Source organism: Williamsia sp., assembly GCF_016462415.1.
In the GTDB taxonomy this organism is placed as follows: domain Bacteria; phylum Actinomycetota; class Actinomycetes; order Mycobacteriales; family Mycobacteriaceae; genus Williamsia_A.
This window is the reverse complement of sequence record NZ_JAEMTF010000032.1, coordinates 13,665-31,764: the sequence shown is the minus strand read 5'-3', so window position 1 is coordinate 31,764 and position 18,100 is coordinate 13,665. Positions and strand designations below refer to the sequence as shown.

Below are 18,100 nucleotides of genomic sequence, written 5' to 3'. Positions count from 1 at the left end.
GTGGCGAATGGCGCCCCGAACCGCGCGGGCGCCACCGACTGGGATGATCGGCGGTGTGGCACCCGGAAAAACAGTCGACCCCGCCGAGATGCGGTCGGCCATGCTCGTCGTCGCCGAGTGGCTGCGCGACGGCACCCTCGACGCACCCGCGCGCCCCGAGCTCGCCGCGGCGGTGCGGATGAGCGCACGCACCCTCGCCCAGATCGCCCCCGGTGCGTCGGTCGAGGTACGCGTGCCGCCTTTCGTCGCGGTGCAGTGCATCCAGGGCCCGCGCCACACCCGCGGAACGCCCCCGAACGTCGTCGAGATGGACCCGCGGACGTGGCTGTTGCTCGCCGCCGGTCTCGACGACCTCGCGCACGCCGTGGGTGACGGTCGGGTGACCGCGTCGGGCAGTCGGGCCGCCGAGGTCGCGACCTGGTTGCCGATCGTGCGTATCTGAGCGCATCGGGCAACCGACGCAGTGACGCAGATCGCAGCCGCTGTGATGTGTGGTGCAGGAGGGACAGACTCGCACCCGCCGGATTCGCCCAGCTCAGGGGTTGGCCCGTAGACTTCCGTTCAGTCCTGCTGTAATGCCCACCACCCCGGGAGCGCACGTGACCGAGCTGTCGATCCACAGCCCGAACCTTCTCGCCGACCTCAAGCCCAGCGCTGAGCTGGACGTCGATGAGAACGAACCCCGAGAAGAATGCGGCGTGTTCGGCGTCTGGGCACCGGGGGAGGACGTCGCCAAGCTCAGTTACTACGGTCTCTACGCGCTTCAGCATCGCGGCCAGGAAGCCGCGGGCATCGCTGTCGGCGACGGCTCGCAGGTGCTGGTGTTCAAGGACCTCGGACTCGTCAGCCAGGTGTTCGACGAGCAGACGCTGGCCTCGATGCCGGGCCACGTCGCCATCGGCCACTGCCGCTACAGCACCACCGGTTCGACCACCTGGGAGAACTCCCAGCCCATCTTCCGCACCACCGCCGCCGGCACCGGCGTCGCCCTCGGGCACAACGGCAACCTCGTCAACACCTCCGATCTCGCGAGCACCGCGCGGGCCGCCGGCCTGATGGAGTCGCGACTCAACGGCGGCGCCACCTCTGATTCCGACGTTGTCGGCGCGCTTCTCGCGCACGGGGCCGCCGACCGCACCATCGAGCAGGCCGCAATGGAACTGCTGCCCACCCTCAAGGGCGCGTTCTGCCTGACGTTCATGGACGAACACACCCTCTACGCCGCCCGTGACCCGCACGGCGTCCGCCCGCTGTGTCTCGGCCGGCTCGATCGCGGCTGGGTCGTCGCCTCGGAGACCGCCGCCCTCGACATCGTCGGCGCCTCGTTCGTCCGCGACATCGAGCCCGGCGAGCTGCTGGCCATCGACGCCGACGGCGTGCGCAGTTCCCGCTTCGCCAAGCCGACCCCGAAGGCCTGCGTCTTCGAGTACGTCTACCTGGCTCGTCCCGACAGCGTCATCAACGGCCGCTCGGTGCACTCGTCGCGCGTCGAGATCGGTCGCCGCCTCGCCCGTGAGTTCCCCGCCGAGGGCGACCTGGTGATCCCGGTGCCAGAGTCCGGGACCCCGGCGGCCACCGGATTCGCCCAGGAATCGGGCATCCCCTACGGCCAGGGTCTGATGAAGAACGCCTACGTCGGCCGTACCTTCATCCAGCCGTCGCAGACCATCCGTCAGCTCGGCATCCGGCTCAAGCTGAACCCGCTCAAAGAGGTCATCCGCGGGAAGCGACTCGTGGTGGTGGACGACTCGATCGTGCGTGGCAACACCCAGCGCGCGCTGATCCGGATGCTGCGCGAGGCCGGTGCCGCCGAGATCCATGTGCGCATCGCGTCGAGCCCCGTCCGGTGGCCGTGCTTCTACGGCATCGACTTCGCGTCTCCGGCCGAGCTCATCGCCAACGGCATGGAGTCCGAGGAGGGCATGGTCGAAGGTGTCCGCCAGGCCATCGGCGCCGACACCCTCGCCTACATCAGCATCGACGAGATGATCGCTGCCACCGAGCAGCCGCGCGATGCGCTCTGCGCGGCGTGCTTCGACGGGAAGTACCCGATCGACCTGCCGACCGAGACCTCCATGGGCAAGGCCGTTCTGGAGACGATGCTGTCGAATGCGGTCGGCGCGGAGCCGCTCGCGTCCAACGACAACGTCAGCGCGCTGCGCCGCCCCTGACCGCCACCACGATCGATCAGATCGTGGCGTCCGGCTTCGCGGCCACCGTTTCCGACACTTTCTGGGTGCGCTTGTAGAGCCAGCCCACCACGAGGACGAAGGCCAGGATCCCGAGGATCTGGGCCCAGTTGTCGAAACCTTCGCCCACGATCCGCAGCGGGTCGTCGTCGCCGGATGCCGCGACGATGCCGGCGAACACCACACCGAACAGGCTCTCGCCCACGATGAGTCCACACGCGAGCAGCACGCCGAGACGTTTGGTGCGCTCGACATTCGTCGCGTTCCGATCGGCCCACCGGTTGTAGAAGAACCCGAGCACCGCGCCGATCGGGATGACCAGCGTGAGCGAGATCGGCAGGTACATGCCGAGTCCCACGGCGAGCGGTGGCAGCCGGAACCGAGTTGTGCGACTCATCGTCTCGTCGATGGCGATCACGGCCAGGCCGATCAGGGCGCCGAGTCCGATCAGGTTCCAGTCCAGCGAATCGCCGAACACGCCGCTGACGAGTGAGGAGATCAGCGAGGCCTGTGGTGCGGCGAGCGCATCGTCGCCCGCTCCCGGCGCGCCGGCGAAACCGAACGCCGTCTGCATCAGCTGCAGGATCGGCGGGATGACAGCAGAGCCGAACAGCACACCGATCACCAACGCCACCTGCTGCTTCCACGGCGTCGAGCCGACGAGCTGGCCGGTCTTGAGGTCCTGCAGGTTGTCGTTGGAGATGGTCGCGACACCGAACACCACGGCAGTGGTGAACAGCGTGTACGCGATGAGTGCGGTGGTCTGCGAATCGCCGGAGTCGCCGAACGTCACCCTGATCAGCAGGGCGGCGCTGATCGCAACCAGGATGCCGACACCGGACAGTGGGCTGTTCGAGGAGCCGATGAGTCCGGCCATGTAACCGCAGACGGCGGCGATGACCAGGCCGAAGACGAGCAGGTAGACCAGGCTGACGGTGATGATCCCGGCCGCACCGCCGTTCAGCGCGGTGTCGCTCGTGAAGTCCCACAGCAGGAAGCCGATGGGGATGAGCATGAACACCGCGACGCCGGCGACGATCTGGATCGGGATGTCGCGCTCGACGACGTCGACCTCGGTGCCGCCGCGACGCAGCCGTGCCGAGCGAGCCGACTCGATGATGCCGGTGACGATCGGCCGGATTATGGTGACCAGCGTCCACACCGCGGCGACCGCGATCGCGCCCGCGCCGATGAACCGGACGTCGGAGGAGAAGGTCGACGAGACCGTGTCGGCGAGTGCCTCGGACCCGGAGACCTTGCCCGACGTGAGGATTGGCAACAGGATGCCGTACGAGATGACCAGGCCCACCACCATCGCGATCGCAACGGTGAGGCCCACCAGGTGCCCGACGCCGATGAGTGCCATCGACAGACTCCCGCCGATCATGGTGCCGCCGGAGCCGACCTTGAACGAGGTCGACACCGCGTTGCTGATCACCTTCAACGACGACACCAGCGAGAAGCCCGCTGCGACCACGGCGGCCACCGACAACATCCGCAGACCGGTCTTGTTGTCGGCAGCGGCCTGCGCCGAGTCCGACGTGCCGACCTTGAGCACCTCGGCCCCGGCCACCCCCTCGGGGAACGGCAGGTCGGTCCCGGTCACCAGCGCGCGGCGCAACGGGATGGAGAACGCGACACCCAGGATGCCGCCGGTGGCACACACCGCCGCGGTGACCCAATACGGGAAGCCGCTCCAGTACCCGACGATGATCAGACCGGGCAGCACGAAGATGATCGCCGAGAGCGTTCCCGCGGCCGATGCGATGGTCTGGACGATGTTGTTCTCGACCAGCGAGTGGTTCGCGAAGTAGCGCAGCACACTCATCGAGATCACCGCGGCCGGAATGGAAGTCGCGAAGGTCAGCCCGACCTTGAGGCCGAGGTAGACGTTGGCGGCAGTGAAGATCAGGGTGATGAGTCCGCCGAGCACGACGCCGCGCAGGGTCAGCTCGCGCACGGCGCTTCCCCGGGTACTGCTCACAACGGACATCGAGCCCTCCTCGTTGACGACCATGACGTGATCTGAGTATGCGGCGCGCAGACGACGGAATGTGTCAACACGAGCATCCGCGTGCCCCGGCTCGGTAGGTCCCGACCAATCCGGTCGTTTTTACTCGGGCGAAACACGCTCTCGGTATCGTCCCCCGTCGGGCCGAGAACCGGCCACCCTGGGGTCTGGTTCGACGACTCCCATTGCGCATGGCAGACCCCAGAACGGGGTCGGATGGAACAGGAAACGGTGAGAATGTCAGCGTCACAGACGAATTCGGGGCCACAAGCCGAGTGGGATTCGCATGAGGAGAACATCAGGACCCGACGACATCGCCGAGGAGGACGTGCCGCGACCGCCGCGGTGATCACCCTCGCGGCCGGTTCGCTCGTGCTGTCGGCCTGCGGCTCGGGCCGCACCGACTCGGGCGATTCGGGTGGTGTCGTCACCGTGGGGACCACCGATCAGATCTACGCCCTCGACCCGGCCGCGTCCTATGACAACGGCTCGCTCGCCGTGATGCGCAACGTCTACCCGTTCCTGCTCGACTTCGCGCCCGGCACCGGTGAACTGACCCCGTCGGCCGCCGAGAAGTGCGACTTCAGCCAACCGACGGTGTACACCTGCACCCTAAAGTCCGGTCTCAAATTCGCCAACGGTGACCCGCTCACCGCAACCAGCGTGAAGTACTCGTTCGACCGCATGCTCGGCATCAACGACCCCAACGGTCCCGCGTCGCTGCTGGCCAACCTGGACAAGACCGACGCGCCGGACGCCACGACGGTGAACTTCACCCTCAAAGAGCCGAACGATCAGACGTTCCCGCAGCTCCTGGGCACCAACGTCGGGCCGATCGTCGACGAGAAGGTCTTCCCCGCCGACAAGATCCTCGACGACGACGCCATCGTGAAGTCGAACGCCTTCGCCGGGCAATACCGCATCTCGAGCTACCAGAAGAACCAGCTGGTGGAGTACAAGAAGAACGACGGCTACATCGGCCTGCTCGGTGCCCCCAAGACCGACACGGTTCGCGTGAAGTACTACGCGCAGCCGACCAACCTCAAGCTGGACATCGAACAGAAACAGATCGACGTCGCCTACCGGTCGCTGACGCCCACCGACATCACCGCGCTCCGCGGGAACAGCGACCTGACCGTGCACGAAGGCCCCGGTGGCGAGCTGCGCTACATCGTGTTCAACTTCGACACCATGGCCGGCGCGACACCCGCGCAGAAGTTGGCCGTGCGCAAGGCGATCGCGTCGTCGGTCGACCGCGCGGCGATCGCGAAGGACGTCTACCAGGACACCTACTCACCTGCGTACAGCATGGTCGCCGGCGGTCTGCCCGGCGCTGTCGACTCCTACAAGATGTACGGCGAGAAGCCCGACACCGCCAAGGCCCGCGGCTACCTCACCGCGGCCGGTGTCACGGCTCCGGTGGCGATCAACCTCTGGTACAACCCCGATCACTACGGCTCGAACTCGGCCGACGAGTACGCGAAGGTCAAGGCGCAGCTCGAGGCGACCGGCCTGTTCCGGGTGACGCTGAACTCGGCCAACTGGGAGACCTACAACAAGGCCCGCGTGCAGGACACCTACCCGACCTACCAGCTCGGATGGTTCCCGGACTTCCCGGACGCCGACAACTACCTGACGCCGTTCCTCGACAAGAACAACTTCCTGCAGTCGCACTTCGAGGATCCGCAGATCACCTCGATGCTCAGCGCCGAACGCACCGAGCAGGATCCGACCAAGCGCGCCGCGATCCTGGCCGACATCCAGAACACGGTGGCGGACAAGTTCGTCACCACCCTGCCCCTGCTGCAGGGCAAGCAGGTCGCTGTCGGCGTGAAGGCGCTCGACGGCGTCACCTTGGACAAGTCGTTCACGTTCCGCTACGGCCTGCTGTCGAAGAGCTGACATGACCGAATCGCTTGCCGCCGTGGCGGGCAGCGATGTCGAGACAGACGGCGCCACGTCGACCCCCGCACCCGGGGGTCGACGCGGTGACCTGTTCGCCTCGCGCAAGGGCGCGCTGGCGAAGTATCTCGGCGTCCGCCTGCTGCTGATCGTCCCGACGATCTGGATCCTCGTCACCGTCGTGTTCTTCGTGCTGCGCATCGCCGGCGACCCCATCTCGGCGAAACTCGGCGGCATCCTGCCGCCGGAACAGATCGCCGAACGCCGCCGCGCGGCCGGCCTCGACCGACCGATCCTGGTCCAGTACTGGGATTACCTGAAGGGTCTGTGCACCGGTGACCTCGGTCGGGCCAGCGTCGACGGCGAGAAGATCTCGACCGTGATCGTCACCTACGGTGCGGCGACACTCGAATTGGTGTTCTGGTCGCTGCTCGTGGCGTTCCTGGTCGGGATCCCGTTGGGCCGCTTCGCGGCGACGCATCGGGACCGGTTCTCCGACGTCACCCTCCGGATCATGGCCATCCTGTTCTACGCGGCGCCGGTGTTCTTCGTCGGCATGGTGTTCAAGCTGATCTTCTCCGCGGAGCTGGGCTGGCTGCCGTCGAACGGTCGGGCCGACATCTCCACCGAGTTGGCCATCCAGAACGTCTCGCCGAAGACCAACATCTACATCATCGACGCGTTGCTCTACGGCGACACCGGCTACATCTGGGACGTCCTCAAGCACGCGATCCTGCCCGCGCTCGCGCTGGGACTGATGACCGCGGGTGTGTTCCTGCGGCTCGTCCGGGTCAACTTGCTGCAGACCCTTCGGTCGGGATACGTCGAGGCCGCACGGGCACGCGGGCTCAGCGAGCGGAAGGTCGTGGGGCGACACGCGTTCCGCAACTCGATGGTCCCGGTCGTCACTGTCATCGGTATGCAGATCGCGATGATGCTCGGCGGTGCGGTGCTCACCGAGACCACCTTCGAATGGAAGGGGCTCGGCTATCAGCTCGCGCGATATCTCCAGGACAGCGACTACATCGCCGTGCAGGGGATCGTCGCCTTCATCGCCGTCGTGATCGCGCTCATCAGCTTCGTCATCGACGCCGTCGTCGCGATGATCGACCCACGGATCAGGTTCTAGGACATGACAGAATCCCTCGCCGACGTCCCGCACGTCGCACCTCCGAAACGACGTTCGTTCCCCGGTGCGGAACTCATCCGCTCCACGTCCGGACTGCAACGCGGCACACTCATCGGCGGACTCGCGCTCGTGGCCGTGTTCGTCCTCATCGCGATCTTCGCACCGCTGATCGCGCCGTACGGATTCAGCCAACAGAGCGCCGACGGCAAGGATTTCGCGTCCCTGCAGGCGCCTTCGGGCGACCATTGGTTCGGCACCACCGTCGGTCAGCTCGACGTGTTCTCCCGCGTCGTCTACGGCGCACGGACCGCGCTGATCGTCATCGTCCTGGCGCTGGCGTTCTCGATCGTCATCGGCGTCGCTCTGGGTCTGGTGTCGGGGTACATCGGCCGGTGGGTGGACCGACTGCTGGTGCTGTTCATGGACGCGATGTACGGCTTCCCGTCGCTGCTGTTGGCGATCGTCGTGTCCGCGTCGCTGGGTGCGCATCTCGGTGGCGGCTTCGGTGGCATCCTCGCCGCGTCCATCTCGATCACCGTGGTGTTCATCCCGCAGTACTTCCGGTTGGTGCGCAACGCGACGGTGTCGGTGAAGGCCGAGCCGTTCGTCGACGCGGCGCGGGTCACCGGAGCCGGTTCGGGTCGGATCATGTTCCGCCACATCCTGCCCAACGTGACCTCGACGCTCCCGGTCATCCTCACGCTCAACTGCTCGGAGGCGATCCTGACGTTGGCCGGCCTGGGGTTCCTCGGCCTGGGCATCGAACCCACGGCCGCCTCCGAATGGGGCTACGACCTCAACCGCGCACTGCCCGACGTGTCCAACGGCCTCTGGTGGACCAGCGTGTTCCCCGGTCTGGCCATCGTGTTCGTCGTTCTCGGGCTCACCATGGTCGGGGAGAGCATCAACGAGGCGACCAACCCGTTGCTGCGTACCCGTCGCGGTGGCAAGAAAGACGCCCCCACAACCGATTCCGAGGATTCATGACCACCCCGACCACCGACGAGAGCGCGTCCACCACGGCTGCACTGACGATCGAGGGGTTGTCGGTGTCGTTCCGCACCGACGCCGGCGTCGTCGACGCGGTCCGCGAGGTCAGCTTCTCGGTCGACCCGGGTGAGGTCCTCGCCGTCGTCGGAGAATCCGGCTCGGGAAAGTCGGTGAGCTCGCGGACCGCAATCGGGTTGCTCCCGGAGACCGCGACGGTCCGAGGCAGCGTGCGTCTCGGTGATCGCGAGGTCACCAGCATGGGCGCCAAGGAGCTCACGGCCATCCGCGGCAAGGACATCGCGATGGTCTTCCAGGAGCCCGGGGCCGTGCTCGACCCGCTGTTCACGGTCGGATCGCAACTGGCGGAGGCGATCACCGCCCACCCGCCGGCAGGGGAGAAGATCACCCGCAAGCAGGCCCGTGCCCGTGCCGTCGACCTGCTGACGATGGTCCAGCTGCCCGACCCGGACAAGCGGGTGGACTACTACCCGCACGAGCTCTCCGGTGGGCAGAAGCAGCGCGTCGTCATCGCGATGGCCATCGCCTGCGATCCGACCGTGATAATCGCCGACGAGCCGACCACCGCGCTCGACGTCACCGTGCAGGCCGAGATCCTGGACCTGCTGCGGGACCTGAAGGACCGTCTGGGCGCGGCGATCGTGCTGATCACCCACAACATGGGCGTGGTGGCCGACATGGCCGACCGCGTCGTGGTCATGAACGAGGGCCGGGTCGTCGAACAGGCGACCGTCTCCGAACTCTTCGCCTCCCCGAAGGACGACTACACCCGCACCCTGCTCGCCGCCGTGCCGCATCTCGGTACCGACTCGTCGACGCCCGCCGTCGCCGACGACGCCGAGGTCGTTCTCGAGGTGTCGCACCTGAGCGTCGAGTTCCCGACCGGACTGGGCGGCGGGGTGTTCCGTGCCGTCGACGACGTGTCGTTCTCCATCGCCCGTGGTGAGACGCTCGGCCTGGTGGGGGAGTCGGGCTCGGGTAAGTCCACCATCGGACGCTGCGTCGCGGGCCTGCAGAAGCCCACGCGCGGCAGCGTCACCGTCCTCGGCACCGACATCGCCGGGTTGTCCGGACGCCAGATGAAGCCGATCCGCAAGCGCTTCGGCTTCGTCTTCCAGGACCCCGCCACGTCACTGAATCCGCGGATGACAATCGGCGAGTGCGTGGCCGAGCCGCTGGTGGTCCACGGATTCGGCGATTCCGCGGCGATCGGGGCACGGGTCCGCGAACTCCTCGACTCGGTGCGGTTGCCCGCAGGTTCCGAGAAGCGCTACCCCCACGAACTGTCGGGTGGCCAGCGACAACGCGCGAACCTGGCCCGCGCCCTCGGGCTGGGACCCGACCTCATCGTCGCCGACGAACCGACCAGTGCTCTGGATGTGTCGGTGCAGGCCTCGGTCCTCGACCTGTTCGCCGACCTGCAGCAACAGTGGGATTTCGGCGCGCTGTTCATCAGCCACGACCTCGCGGTGGTCGAGCAGGTGGCGCAGCGGGTGGCGGTGTTGAAGGACGGCGCCGTGGCCGAGCTCGACACCAGCGAGAAGATCCTGCGCGCACCGACCGCCGACTACACGAAAACCCTGCTCGCGGCGGTACCGGTGCCCGACCCGATCGAGCAGCGCCGCAGGCGGGAGCAGGGGCGATCTGTCGTCGCGCGCTCCGGTACCGTGTAGCCCGTGACACAACAGGACTCTGATCCCGCAGGTGAGCCGACATCCACTCCGCGGGGGGCGTCCTACGCCGAGGCGGGGGTCGACATCGACGCCGGCGATCGCGCCGTCAAGCTCTTCGCACCCCACGCCAAGCGCGCATCCCGACCCGAGGTCCTCGGTGGTCTGGGCGGCTTCGCCGGTCTCTTCGCACTCAAGGGTGCCTACCGTGAACCCGTGCTCGCGGCGTCCACCGACGGTGTGGGGACGAAGCTCGCGGTCGCGCAGGCGATGGGCAAGCACGACACCGTGGGCCGCGACCTCGTCGCCATGGTCGTCGACGACCTGGTCGTGTGCGGTGCCGAGCCGCTGTTCCTGCAGGACTACATCGCCGTCGGCAAGGTGATCCCGGAGACCGTCGCCGAGCTGGTCAAGGGCATCGCCGACGGTTGCGTCGAGGCCGGATGCGCTCTGCTCGGGGGCGAGACGGCCGAGCACCCCGGACTCATGGAGAACTCCGACTACGACCTGTCCGCGACCGGCGTCGGCGTCGTGGAGGCCGATTCGGTGCTCTCGCCCGATCGCGTCCGTCCCGGTGACGTGGTGATCGCGATGGGATCGTCGGGTCTGCACTCCAACGGCTACTCGCTGGCCCGCAAGGTGCTGCTCGAGTGGGGTCACATGGACCTCGGTGGGCACGTCGAGGAGTTCGGGCGGACGCTGGGCGAGGAGATGCTCGAACCCACCCGTATCTACGCCAAGGACTGCCTGGCCCTGGCCGCGGAGACCGACGTCCGGACGTTCTCGCACGTCACCGGCGGCGGGCTCGCGGAGAATCTGGCACGCGTCATCCCCGCGGGTCTCGCGGCCGAACTCGACCGCGGAACGTGGACGCCGGCACCTATTTTCGCCATGATCGCGCAGCGCGGCCGCGTCGAACGCATGGAGATGGAACGCACCTTCAACATGGGTGTCGGGATGGTCGCGATCGTGGCCCCCGAGGACACCGACCGGGCACTCGCAGTGCTGACCGCACGACACCTGGACTGCTGGGTGTTGGGATCGATCAAGAAATCACATGACGGCAAGGACCAGGCCGGCGCTGCGGCGTTGAACGGAGAACACCCGCGGTTCTGACGTCGTGTGCACGACGACAGGCCGACCGATCGGGGATCGGTCGGCCTATGCAGCCGAGATCAGGCTCGGCGCCACTCGTCTTCGTCGGCCCAGGCCTCTGCGGGGTCCGGGCGATCGGAGGGGCGTTCTGGTTCGTTCGCCAGCTCTCGCTGCAGGCTCGTGAGATCCATGTTCGGAGAGCTGTACTTCAGCTCCCGAGCGACCTTCGTCTGCTTCGCTTTTGCTCTGCCGCGGCCCATAGGGGGACCCCCTCGCACAATGACGGGGCGGCCAATCAAGACTGGCGGCCCCATTCTGAGTTTATAAACCTTGTCGTGAGAAACAGTCTAGCGCGCCCGCACGGGCTGTGCGGACCAGGCGCGGGCAGAGCCAGGGCACCAATTCGGCAACGGCCGGGGCATCAGGCCCCGGATTCCTGGCGGACGGCGGCGCGGGCGTGCTTGCGCAGCATCCGACCGGCCTCGCGTGCCACCTTGCCGCTGTAGCGGGCGTCCGACTGGAGGTGGGTGAGTCCGTCGATGTCGGCGCCGCCCGCGAACAACTCGCGGACCCGGACGCCGTGCGACGGCTGCGACAGCACCGTCACCGCGTCGCCTGCCTGGATCTGTCCACCGACGACAACCCGCAGGTAGGCGCCGGTATCGGCACGCTCCGCGAAACGCGCGACCCACCGGGTCTCCTCGGCCCACTGGGCGAACGTGCGACACGGGGTGCGGGGGATGGTGCACTCGACCTCGACGGTGTCGCCGATGCGCCAGCGTTCGCCGACGATCGCGTCGGTCACCTCGATCCCGTCGATCCGGAGGTTCTCGCCGAACCAGCCCGCAGGCAGGTCGCGTCCGAGTTCCTCGGCCCAGCGGCGCGCCTCGCTTTCGCTGTAGGCGTAGACGGCCTGGTCCACACCGCCGTGGTGCTTGGTGTCACAGATCAGATCGCCGTCGACCCCGTCGGCCGAGACCGTCGCCGGGCCGGTGATCGGGGACTTGGCGATCCCGCTGTCGCCGATGCGCTCGAGATGGACCGGTGCGTGCGCTGCGCACACGGCCAGCACGACGCCATGGGTGGACGGAGCGCTCATCGCGACCGCAATCCCTCGATCGCGGCGCGACCGGCCTGGATGCGGTCGTCGGCCCGCAGGGAGGTCGGGTCGATGGTGGCGTCGGCACCGCCGGCCACGAGCGGGGTGTCGACCGGGACCGACCGCTTGATCAGCGCCAGCGCGATCGGGCCGTATTCGTAGTGGTCGATGACTGTCCCGACGCGGCCGATCGCACGGCCCTCGGCGGTGACCGGGTCGCCGGTGGACGGTCGGCTGTCGGCGCTGCCGTCGAGCTGCAGCAGGACCAGCCGCCGGGGCGGTTTGCCCAGGTTGTGCACGCGAGCGACGGTCTCCTGCCCGCGGTAGCACCCCTTCTCCAGGTGCACGGCGCCGAACTCGTCCGGTCCGCCGATCCATTCGACCTCGTGCGGGATGGTCCGATCGTCGGTGTCGAGACCCAGGCGCGGGAACCCGGCCGCGACCCGAAGAGCCTCGTAGGTCCACATGCCCGCGGGCTTGGCGCCGGCGTCGGTGAGGCGCTGCCACCACTCGGTCAGCTGTGTCGCGGGCACCATCACGTCGACGCGCGGCATCGTCCGGACGCCGATCGAGTCGGGGTCGCCGAACGGCGGCATGATGCGCCAGAAGCCCGACGGCTCGTCGTCGTGGCGCTGCTCGGGGAAACGTCCGGCCTGATAGATCGCGGCGTCGGCGGGGATCTCGAGCAGGTCGGCGATCGGTCCGGTGATCGCGTCGGGGCCGAGCAGCGTCAGGATCGCCATGTCGTCACGCAGGACGGGCTCGGCCTTGGCCCAGAACACCATCTTCTGCAGGAAGCCCAGGAGCGGGTCGAGGCGCTCGCGCTCGGTGTCGAGGAAGGTGAGCTCGTCGATGTCGGTGACGACGAAATGGTCTTCCACCCGACCGTTGAGGTCGAGGCTGAGGTTCTCGGCCGACGCCCGGTCGGCGAGGTTGCTGACGAACTGACTGGAGATCGTGTGCAACCAGCTCAGCCGTTCGTCGCCGCTGATCTCGATGATCCCGCGGTGTGAGCGGTCGATCACCACCGCGGACCGTTCGGCCGAACGCTGTTCCGCCAGTGGATCTCCGAAGTGCCAGGCGACCCCGGCGTCGGGTGATTCGTCGGGGCTGCCGACGGCACCGGCGCCCTGCTGCGCGACGAGGAGGGGAGAGGGGTTGGCGGTGGGGCCGCCGAGCGAGTCGGTCACTCATCCATCGTACGAGCACCCGCTAGGCTGACGCCCATGTCGCAACCGATCCTCGTGACCATCGACGGTGCCGTTCTCGACCCTGACGTGCCTTTTCTGCACGCTGACGACCTCGCTGCGGTGCGGGGCGACGGAGTTTTCGAGACCCTTCTCGTACGTGAGGGAACCGCCCGATGCGTGGGCCTGCACCTCAAGCGGCTGGGCCGCAGCGCCGCGGCGCTGGATCTGCCCGAGCCCGCTGTCGACGCCTGGCGGTCCGCGATCAACACCGGTCAGCGGGTATGGGCCGACAAGAACGGCAAGTCGACCGAAGGCATGATGCGGCTGGTCTACTCCCGTGGCCGCGAGAGCGCGCCCGCCGGCGCAGTCGTCGAACGCGACCACGCCGAGACCGGCATCACCCGCGAATCCAACGAGGCGACGGCGTACCTCACCGTCGGTCCGGTGCCGGCCCGGGTCGCGACGTCCCGTGCCGAGGGCGTGAAGGTCATCACGCTCCCGCGCGGCTATTCGATCGATCACGCCGCCGACGCGCCGTGGCAGCTCATCGGTGCGAAGACGTTGAGCTACGCGACCAACATGGCGGCGCTGCGATACGCATCCGGCCAGGGTGTGGACGACGTGATCTACACCAGCAGTGAGGGCGATGTGCTCGAGAGCCCCCGTGCCACGGTCGTCGTGCTCAAGGGCGAGACGCTGCTGACGCCCCCGGCCACGAACGGCATCCTGCACGGGACGGCCCAGCAGGCCCTGTTCGCGCTCGCCGAGAAGGAGGGCTTCATCACCGAGGCCCGACGTCTGCGGACCGCGGATCTCATTGCCGCGGACGGGGTCTGGCTGCTCTCCAGCATCACCCTCGCCGCCCGGGTGACCGAGCTGAACGGGTACACGATGCCGGTCCCGGCACGGGCCGACGAGTTCGGTTCGCTGGTCGATCGGGCCATCGCCAACTGATGTCCTCGGTCGGCGTCGCCGACCGTTGCGCGTTCATCCTGTGCGCCTCTCTGTGGTGCACGAGACACCTCTGACCTCTGGCGATCCATGCTGCCCAGGTCTACGGTCGGCGGTAGTACTACGAACGGTAGTAGCACCACTCGGACAGTGAGGTCCTGTGATGAACGCGCTCGACATCTCGCGATGGCAATTCGGGATCACGACGGTCTACCACTTCATCCTGGTGCCGCTGACGATCGGTCTGGCGCCGATGGTCGCGGTGATGCAGACCGTGTGGACCGTCACCGGGAACGAGCAGTGGTACCGCGCCACCAAGTTCTTCGGGAAGTTGTTCCTCATCAACTTCGCACTCGGCGTCGCCACCGGCATCGTGCAGGAGTTCCAGTTCGGGATGAACTGGAGCGAGTACAGCCGTTTCGTCGGCGACGTCTTCGGTGCGCCCCTGGCGCTCGAGGGCCTGGTCGCGTTCTTCCTCGAGTCGACCTTCCTCGGCCTGTGGATTTTCGGGTGGGCACGGCTGCCCAAAAAGGTTCACCTGGCGTGTATCTGGCTCGTCGCGATCGGCGTCAACGCCTCGGCCTACTTCATCATCGCCGCCAACTCGTGGATGCAACATCCGGTGGGGGCGCGGTTCAACCCGGAGACCAAACGCGCCGAGCTCGTCGACTTCTGGGCCGTGATGACCAACAACACGACACTGGCCGCGTTCCCGCACACACTCGCCGGGTCGTTTCTCACCGCGGGAACCTTTGTGGCCGCGATCGGCATCTGGTGGATGGTGCGCAATTCGCGGCGGGCCGCGCGGACCTCCGACGTCGAACTGGCGTCGACGATGCGGACCGATGCCCGCACCCTCCATCGCCCGGTGACGCGCTTCGCGCTGTGGGTGATCGTGGTCTCCGGTGTCGCACTCGCCATCACCGGAGATGTCCAGGGCAAGTTGATGTTCGAGCAACAGCCGATGAAGATGGCCTCGGCGGAGTCGCTGTGTCACACCGAGACCGGCGCTGCGTTCTCCGTCCTCACCATCGGCACCCACAACAACTGTGACTCGATCACCCGGGTGATCGAACTGCCCAACCTCACGTCGTTCCTGGCCACGAACACCTTCGATGCGACGCTGCCCGGCGTCGCCGAGATGCAACAGTTCTACAACGAGACCGTCGGCCCCGGCGACTACCGGCCGAACCTGTTCGTCACGTACTGGGCGTTCCGCGCCATGATCGGATGGGCGGGCGGCTCCGCGCTGCTGGCGCTGGCGGGCCTCTGGTTCACCCGCAAGGGTCGGGTGCCGAACTCGAGATGGTTGGGACGCCTGGCGATCGTGGCCATCCCGACCCCGTTCCTGGCCAACAGTTCCGGCTGGGTGTTCACCGAGATGGGGCGCCAGCCGTGGATGGTGGTGCCCAACCCCACCGGCGACCCGAACATCCACCTGACCGTGCAGCAGGGTGTCTCGAACAACTCGAGCGCGACGGTGTTGGTCTCGCTGATCACCTTCACGCTGGTCTACGGCGTGCTGGCGGTGATCTGGTTCTCGCTGATCCGCCGGTACGCGGTCGAGGGGCCCTTGGCCCACGACGCCCATCCGCCGACCGACGACTCGCCACCCGACGGCGACGGCGCGGACGACGCGTCCGAGAAGCTTTCGTTCGCCTACTAGGTGAGAGGTCCGTTCCGATGAGTCTTCCGGAGATCTGGTTCGTGGTGGTGGCCGTGCTGTTCGCCGGCTACTTCCTCCTCGAGGGGTTCGACTTCGGGGTCGGCATGCTGATGCCGTTCGTCGGACGCCGCCGCGGCGAATCCGCCGAGGAGGGGGATGTGCGACGTCGCGTCCTCCTCAACACCATCGGCCCGGTCTGGGACGGCAACGAGGTCTGGGTCATCACCGGTGCCGGCGCGATGTTCGCGGCGTTTCCCGGTTGGTACGCAACGATGTTCAGTGCCCTGTACCTGCCGCTGCTGCTCATCCTCGTCGGACTGATCGCCCGGGTGGTGGCCATCGAGTGGCGGGGCAAGATCGACGACCCGCGGTGGCGCCGGTGGTGCGACGTCGGCATCGGGCTGGGGTCCTGGTTGCCTGCATTCCTGTGGGGAGTCGCGTTCGCGAATCTCATGCGGGGGCTGCCCATCGATGCCGATCACCAGTTCGTCGGCGGCATCGCCGATCTCGTCCATCCCTACGCCCTGCTCGGTGGCGCTGCGACGACCATCCTGTTCGTGACGCACGGCGCGGTGTTCCTGTCGCTGAAGACCGCGGACGAGATGAGGGTCGCGTCGATGACCGTCGCCCGTCGGTTGGCCACGCCGGCCGCGGTGGTGGTGGTCGCGTTCGGTGTGTGGACGCAGGCGGAGCACGGAACCGGAGTCACCGCAGTCGCTCTCGCGGTGGCTGCGGTCGCCGCGGTCCTCACCGCGATCGCCACGACGGCACGGCGCGAGGTCCTCGCGTTCGTGGCCACGAGTCTGACCATCGCGGCGGTCGCGGTCATCATCTTCGGCACCCTGTGGCAGGCGTTGATCCCGTCGACCATCGATCCCGCCTTCGACCTGACCATCGCGGGCGCCACCTCGAGCCACTACACACTCACCGTCATCAGCTGGGCGTCGATCGTGATGGTCCCGGTGGTCGTCGGCTATCAGGCGTGGACGTACTGGGTGTTCCGGCAACGGATCTCCACCCGTGACATCCCCACGTCGATCGGGCTGTCGATGCGCGCGTCCGGCGAGACGTCCGTCGAGGAACCGTCGCGATGAGCACGTCACCGCGTCCGCCGATCGATCCCCGCCTGCTCCGGCGGTCGCCGAGCGCGCGTCGCTACGTCGTGATCACCAGCGCGATGGGTGTGGTCACGGCTGCGGCCGTGGTCGTCGGCGCGGTGGCCATCGCCGCGATCCTCTCGGAGTTGGTCGCCGATCCTGGGGCACGGTCACTCGACGCGCAGGGCGCGCACCTGGGGATGCTGGCGGCTGCGTTCGTGGTGCGGGTGGTCGCGACCATGGGCCACGACCGCTACGCGCATCGTGCGTCGGCGGCGGTCGTCGCGGAGCTGCGGGGTGCGGCGCTGCGGGCACTCACCGATCCGGCGCGCACCAGCCCCCGCGACCTGCAGCACAGGCGCGGCGAGCTGGTGACCGTCCTGACCCGGGGGCTGGAGGGGTTGGGCCCGTATCTGACGTCGTTCGTGCCGTCGCTGGTGTTGTCGGTGACCGTCACCCCGGCCGTGATCGTGGTGATGGCGTTCACCGACCTGACCTCCGCGGTGATCGTCGTCGTGACGTTGCCGCTCATCCCCGTGTTCATGGTGTTGATCGGTCTGATGACCCGGGAACGGACCCGCGCTCGCCTCGACGCCATGAACCGGCAGGCCGCCCAGTTGCTCGACCTCGTCGCCGGCATCCCCACCCTGCGGGCTCTGCATCGCGCTGACGAACCAGTCGAACGTGTGGGTGCGCTGGGGCAGGCCAACCGACGCTCGACGATGGGTGCGCTGCGGATCGCGTTCCTGTCCGGTGCGGTGCTCGAGCTGCTGGCGACCCTGTGTGTCGCCGTCGTGGCCGTGGGTATCGGGCTGCGACTGGTGTACGGCGAGATGACTCTGTACTCCGGCATTCTCGCGCTGATCCTGGCCCCTGAGGTCTACCTGCCCCTGCGGTCGGTGGGTACGCAGTTCCACAACTCCGAGGCCGGACGCACCGCCGCCGACGATGTTCTGGCCATCCTCGACCCGCCAGTTGGGCACGTAACGACGCCAGTTGGGCACGTAAATGCCCCAGTTGGGCAGCTGCGGACGACGAGTGCCCAACCGATGTCGTTACGTGCCCAACCGGCGGGGGTGGAGCTCGTGAACCT

At 67.6% G+C, this 18,100-nt stretch carries 15 protein-coding genes; 11 read left to right on the top strand and 4 right to left on the bottom strand.

Going from position 1 to position 18,100, the window contains the following annotated elements:
- Positions 1–55: 55 nt before the first annotated feature.
- Together JHC79_RS10180 and purF are read left to right on the top strand one after the other, a co-directional pair.
- Positions 56–442 (top strand): sterol carrier family protein, encoded by a 387-nt coding sequence (locus JHC79_RS10180; protein WP_296390266.1) that lies wholly within the window; start codon positions 56–58, stop codon positions 440–442.
- 157 nt (positions 443–599) lie between these two features.
- Complete coding sequence (gene purF, locus JHC79_RS10175; protein ID WP_296390264.1) at positions 600–2,171, top strand: amidophosphoribosyltransferase; 1,572 nt, start codon at positions 600–602, stop codon at positions 2,169–2,171.
- 16 nt (positions 2,172–2,187) lie between these two features.
- Here the strand turns inward: purF and JHC79_RS10170 are convergent, their stop codons facing one another.
- The gene (locus JHC79_RS10170; RefSeq protein ID WP_296390263.1) at positions 2,188–4,182 is read right to left on the bottom strand and encodes an oligopeptide transporter, OPT family; all 1,995 of its coding nucleotides are present in this window, start codon (positions 4,180–4,182) and stop codon (positions 2,188–2,190) included.
- A gap of 255 nt (positions 4,183–4,437) precedes the next feature.
- Here JHC79_RS10170 and JHC79_RS10165 point away from each other — a divergent pair, with 255 nt between their 5' ends.
- From JHC79_RS10165 to purM, 5 genes are read left to right on the top strand one after another with little or no spacing between them, the layout of a single operon-like run.
- Positions 4,438–6,102 carry an ABC transporter substrate-binding protein gene (locus JHC79_RS10165; protein WP_296390259.1) on the top strand — a complete coding sequence of 555 codons (1,665 nt, stop codon included), beginning with the start codon at positions 4,438–4,440 and terminating at the stop codon, positions 6,100–6,102.
- A 1-nt stretch (position 6,103) separates the two neighbouring features.
- Positions 6,104–7,231 carry an ABC transporter permease gene (locus JHC79_RS10160; protein ID WP_296390257.1) on the top strand — a complete coding sequence of 376 codons (1,128 nt, stop codon included), beginning with the start codon at positions 6,104–6,106 and terminating at the stop codon, positions 7,229–7,231.
- Between the two features lie 3 nt (positions 7,232–7,234).
- Complete coding sequence (locus JHC79_RS10155) at positions 7,235–8,218, top strand: ABC transporter permease (protein ID WP_296390255.1); 984 nt, start codon at positions 7,235–7,237, stop codon at positions 8,216–8,218.
- Entirely contained in the window at positions 8,215–9,912 is a 1,698-nt protein-coding gene (locus JHC79_RS10150) for an ABC transporter ATP-binding protein (protein WP_296390254.1), read from the top strand. The genes JHC79_RS10155 and JHC79_RS10150 overlap by 4 nt, the downstream gene beginning before the upstream one ends.
- Before the next feature lie 3 nt (positions 9,913–9,915).
- Positions 9,916–11,025: a phosphoribosylformylglycinamidine cyclo-ligase gene (purM, locus tag JHC79_RS10145; protein WP_296390252.1), complete on the top strand. Its 1,110-nt coding sequence runs from the start codon at positions 9,916–9,918 to the stop codon at positions 11,023–11,025.
- Positions 11,026–11,084: 59 nt separating this feature from the next.
- On the opposite strand, the gene JHC79_RS10140 is transcribed toward purM, so the two are convergent.
- The 3 genes from JHC79_RS10140 to JHC79_RS10130 form a co-directional block, all read right to left on the bottom strand.
- Complete coding sequence (locus JHC79_RS10140) at positions 11,085–11,264, bottom strand: DUF3073 domain-containing protein (RefSeq protein ID WP_188491518.1); 180 nt, start codon at positions 11,262–11,264, stop codon at positions 11,085–11,087.
- Between the two features lie 161 nt (positions 11,265–11,425).
- Positions 11,426–12,103 carry an MOSC domain-containing protein gene (locus JHC79_RS10135; protein WP_296390249.1) on the bottom strand — a complete coding sequence of 226 codons (678 nt, stop codon included), beginning with the start codon at positions 12,101–12,103 and terminating at the stop codon, positions 11,426–11,428.
- Positions 12,100–13,293: a folate-binding protein gene (locus JHC79_RS10130; RefSeq protein WP_296390248.1), complete on the bottom strand. Its 1,194-nt coding sequence runs from the start codon at positions 13,291–13,293 to the stop codon at positions 12,100–12,102. The genes JHC79_RS10135 and JHC79_RS10130 overlap by 4 nt, the downstream gene beginning before the upstream one ends.
- 36 nt (positions 13,294–13,329) lie before the next feature.
- Between JHC79_RS10130 and JHC79_RS10125 the strand changes: the two genes are divergently transcribed.
- The 4 genes from JHC79_RS10125 to JHC79_RS10110 form a co-directional block, all read left to right on the top strand.
- Positions 13,330–14,247 carry an aminodeoxychorismate lyase gene (locus JHC79_RS10125; protein WP_296390245.1) on the top strand — a complete coding sequence of 306 codons (918 nt, stop codon included), beginning with the start codon at positions 13,330–13,332 and terminating at the stop codon, positions 14,245–14,247.
- 160 nt (positions 14,248–14,407) lie between these two features.
- Entirely contained in the window at positions 14,408–15,910 is a 1,503-nt protein-coding gene (locus tag JHC79_RS10120; protein ID WP_296390243.1) for a cytochrome ubiquinol oxidase subunit I, read from the top strand.
- Between the two features lie 17 nt (positions 15,911–15,927).
- A complete protein-coding gene (gene cydB, locus JHC79_RS10115) occupies positions 15,928–17,004 on the top strand; it encodes a cytochrome d ubiquinol oxidase subunit II (protein ID WP_296390241.1) in 1,077 nt (358 codons plus the stop codon).
- A partial coding sequence (locus JHC79_RS10110; RefSeq protein WP_296390237.1) for an ABC transporter transmembrane domain-containing protein occupies positions 17,001–18,100 on the top strand: 1,100 nt, incomplete at its 3' end. The genes cydB and JHC79_RS10110, both read left to right, overlap by 4 nt.

Bases quoted from the DNA above. Each gene is read 5' to 3' on its own strand.
- JHC79_RS10170 (WP_296390263.1), bottom strand. From the start codon at position 4,182: ATGTCCGTTGTGAGCAGTACCCGGGGAAGCGCCGTGCGCGAGCTGACC.
- JHC79_RS10165 (WP_296390259.1), top strand. From the start codon at position 4,438: ATGTCAGCGTCACAGACGAATTCGGGGCCACAAGCCGAGTGGGATTCG.
- JHC79_RS10160 (WP_296390257.1), top strand. From the start codon at position 6,104: ATGACCGAATCGCTTGCCGCCGTGGCGGGCAGCGATGTCGAGACAGAC.
- JHC79_RS10155 (WP_296390255.1), top strand. From the start codon at position 7,235: ATGACAGAATCCCTCGCCGACGTCCCGCACGTCGCACCTCCGAAACGA.
- JHC79_RS10150 (WP_296390254.1), top strand. From the start codon at position 8,215: ATGACCACCCCGACCACCGACGAGAGCGCGTCCACCACGGCTGCACTG.
- JHC79_RS10140 (WP_188491518.1), bottom strand. From the start codon at position 11,264: ATGGGCCGCGGCAGAGCAAAAGCGAAGCAGACGAAGGTCGCTCGGGAG.
- JHC79_RS10135 (WP_296390249.1), bottom strand. From the start codon at position 12,103: ATGAGCGCTCCGTCCACCCATGGCGTCGTGCTGGCCGTGTGCGCAGCG.
- JHC79_RS10125 (WP_296390245.1), top strand. From the start codon at position 13,330: ATGTCGCAACCGATCCTCGTGACCATCGACGGTGCCGTTCTCGACCCT.
- JHC79_RS10120 (WP_296390243.1), top strand. From the start codon at position 14,408: ATGAACGCGCTCGACATCTCGCGATGGCAATTCGGGATCACGACGGTC.
- cydB (WP_296390241.1), top strand. From the start codon at position 15,928: ATGAGTCTTCCGGAGATCTGGTTCGTGGTGGTGGCCGTGCTGTTCGCC.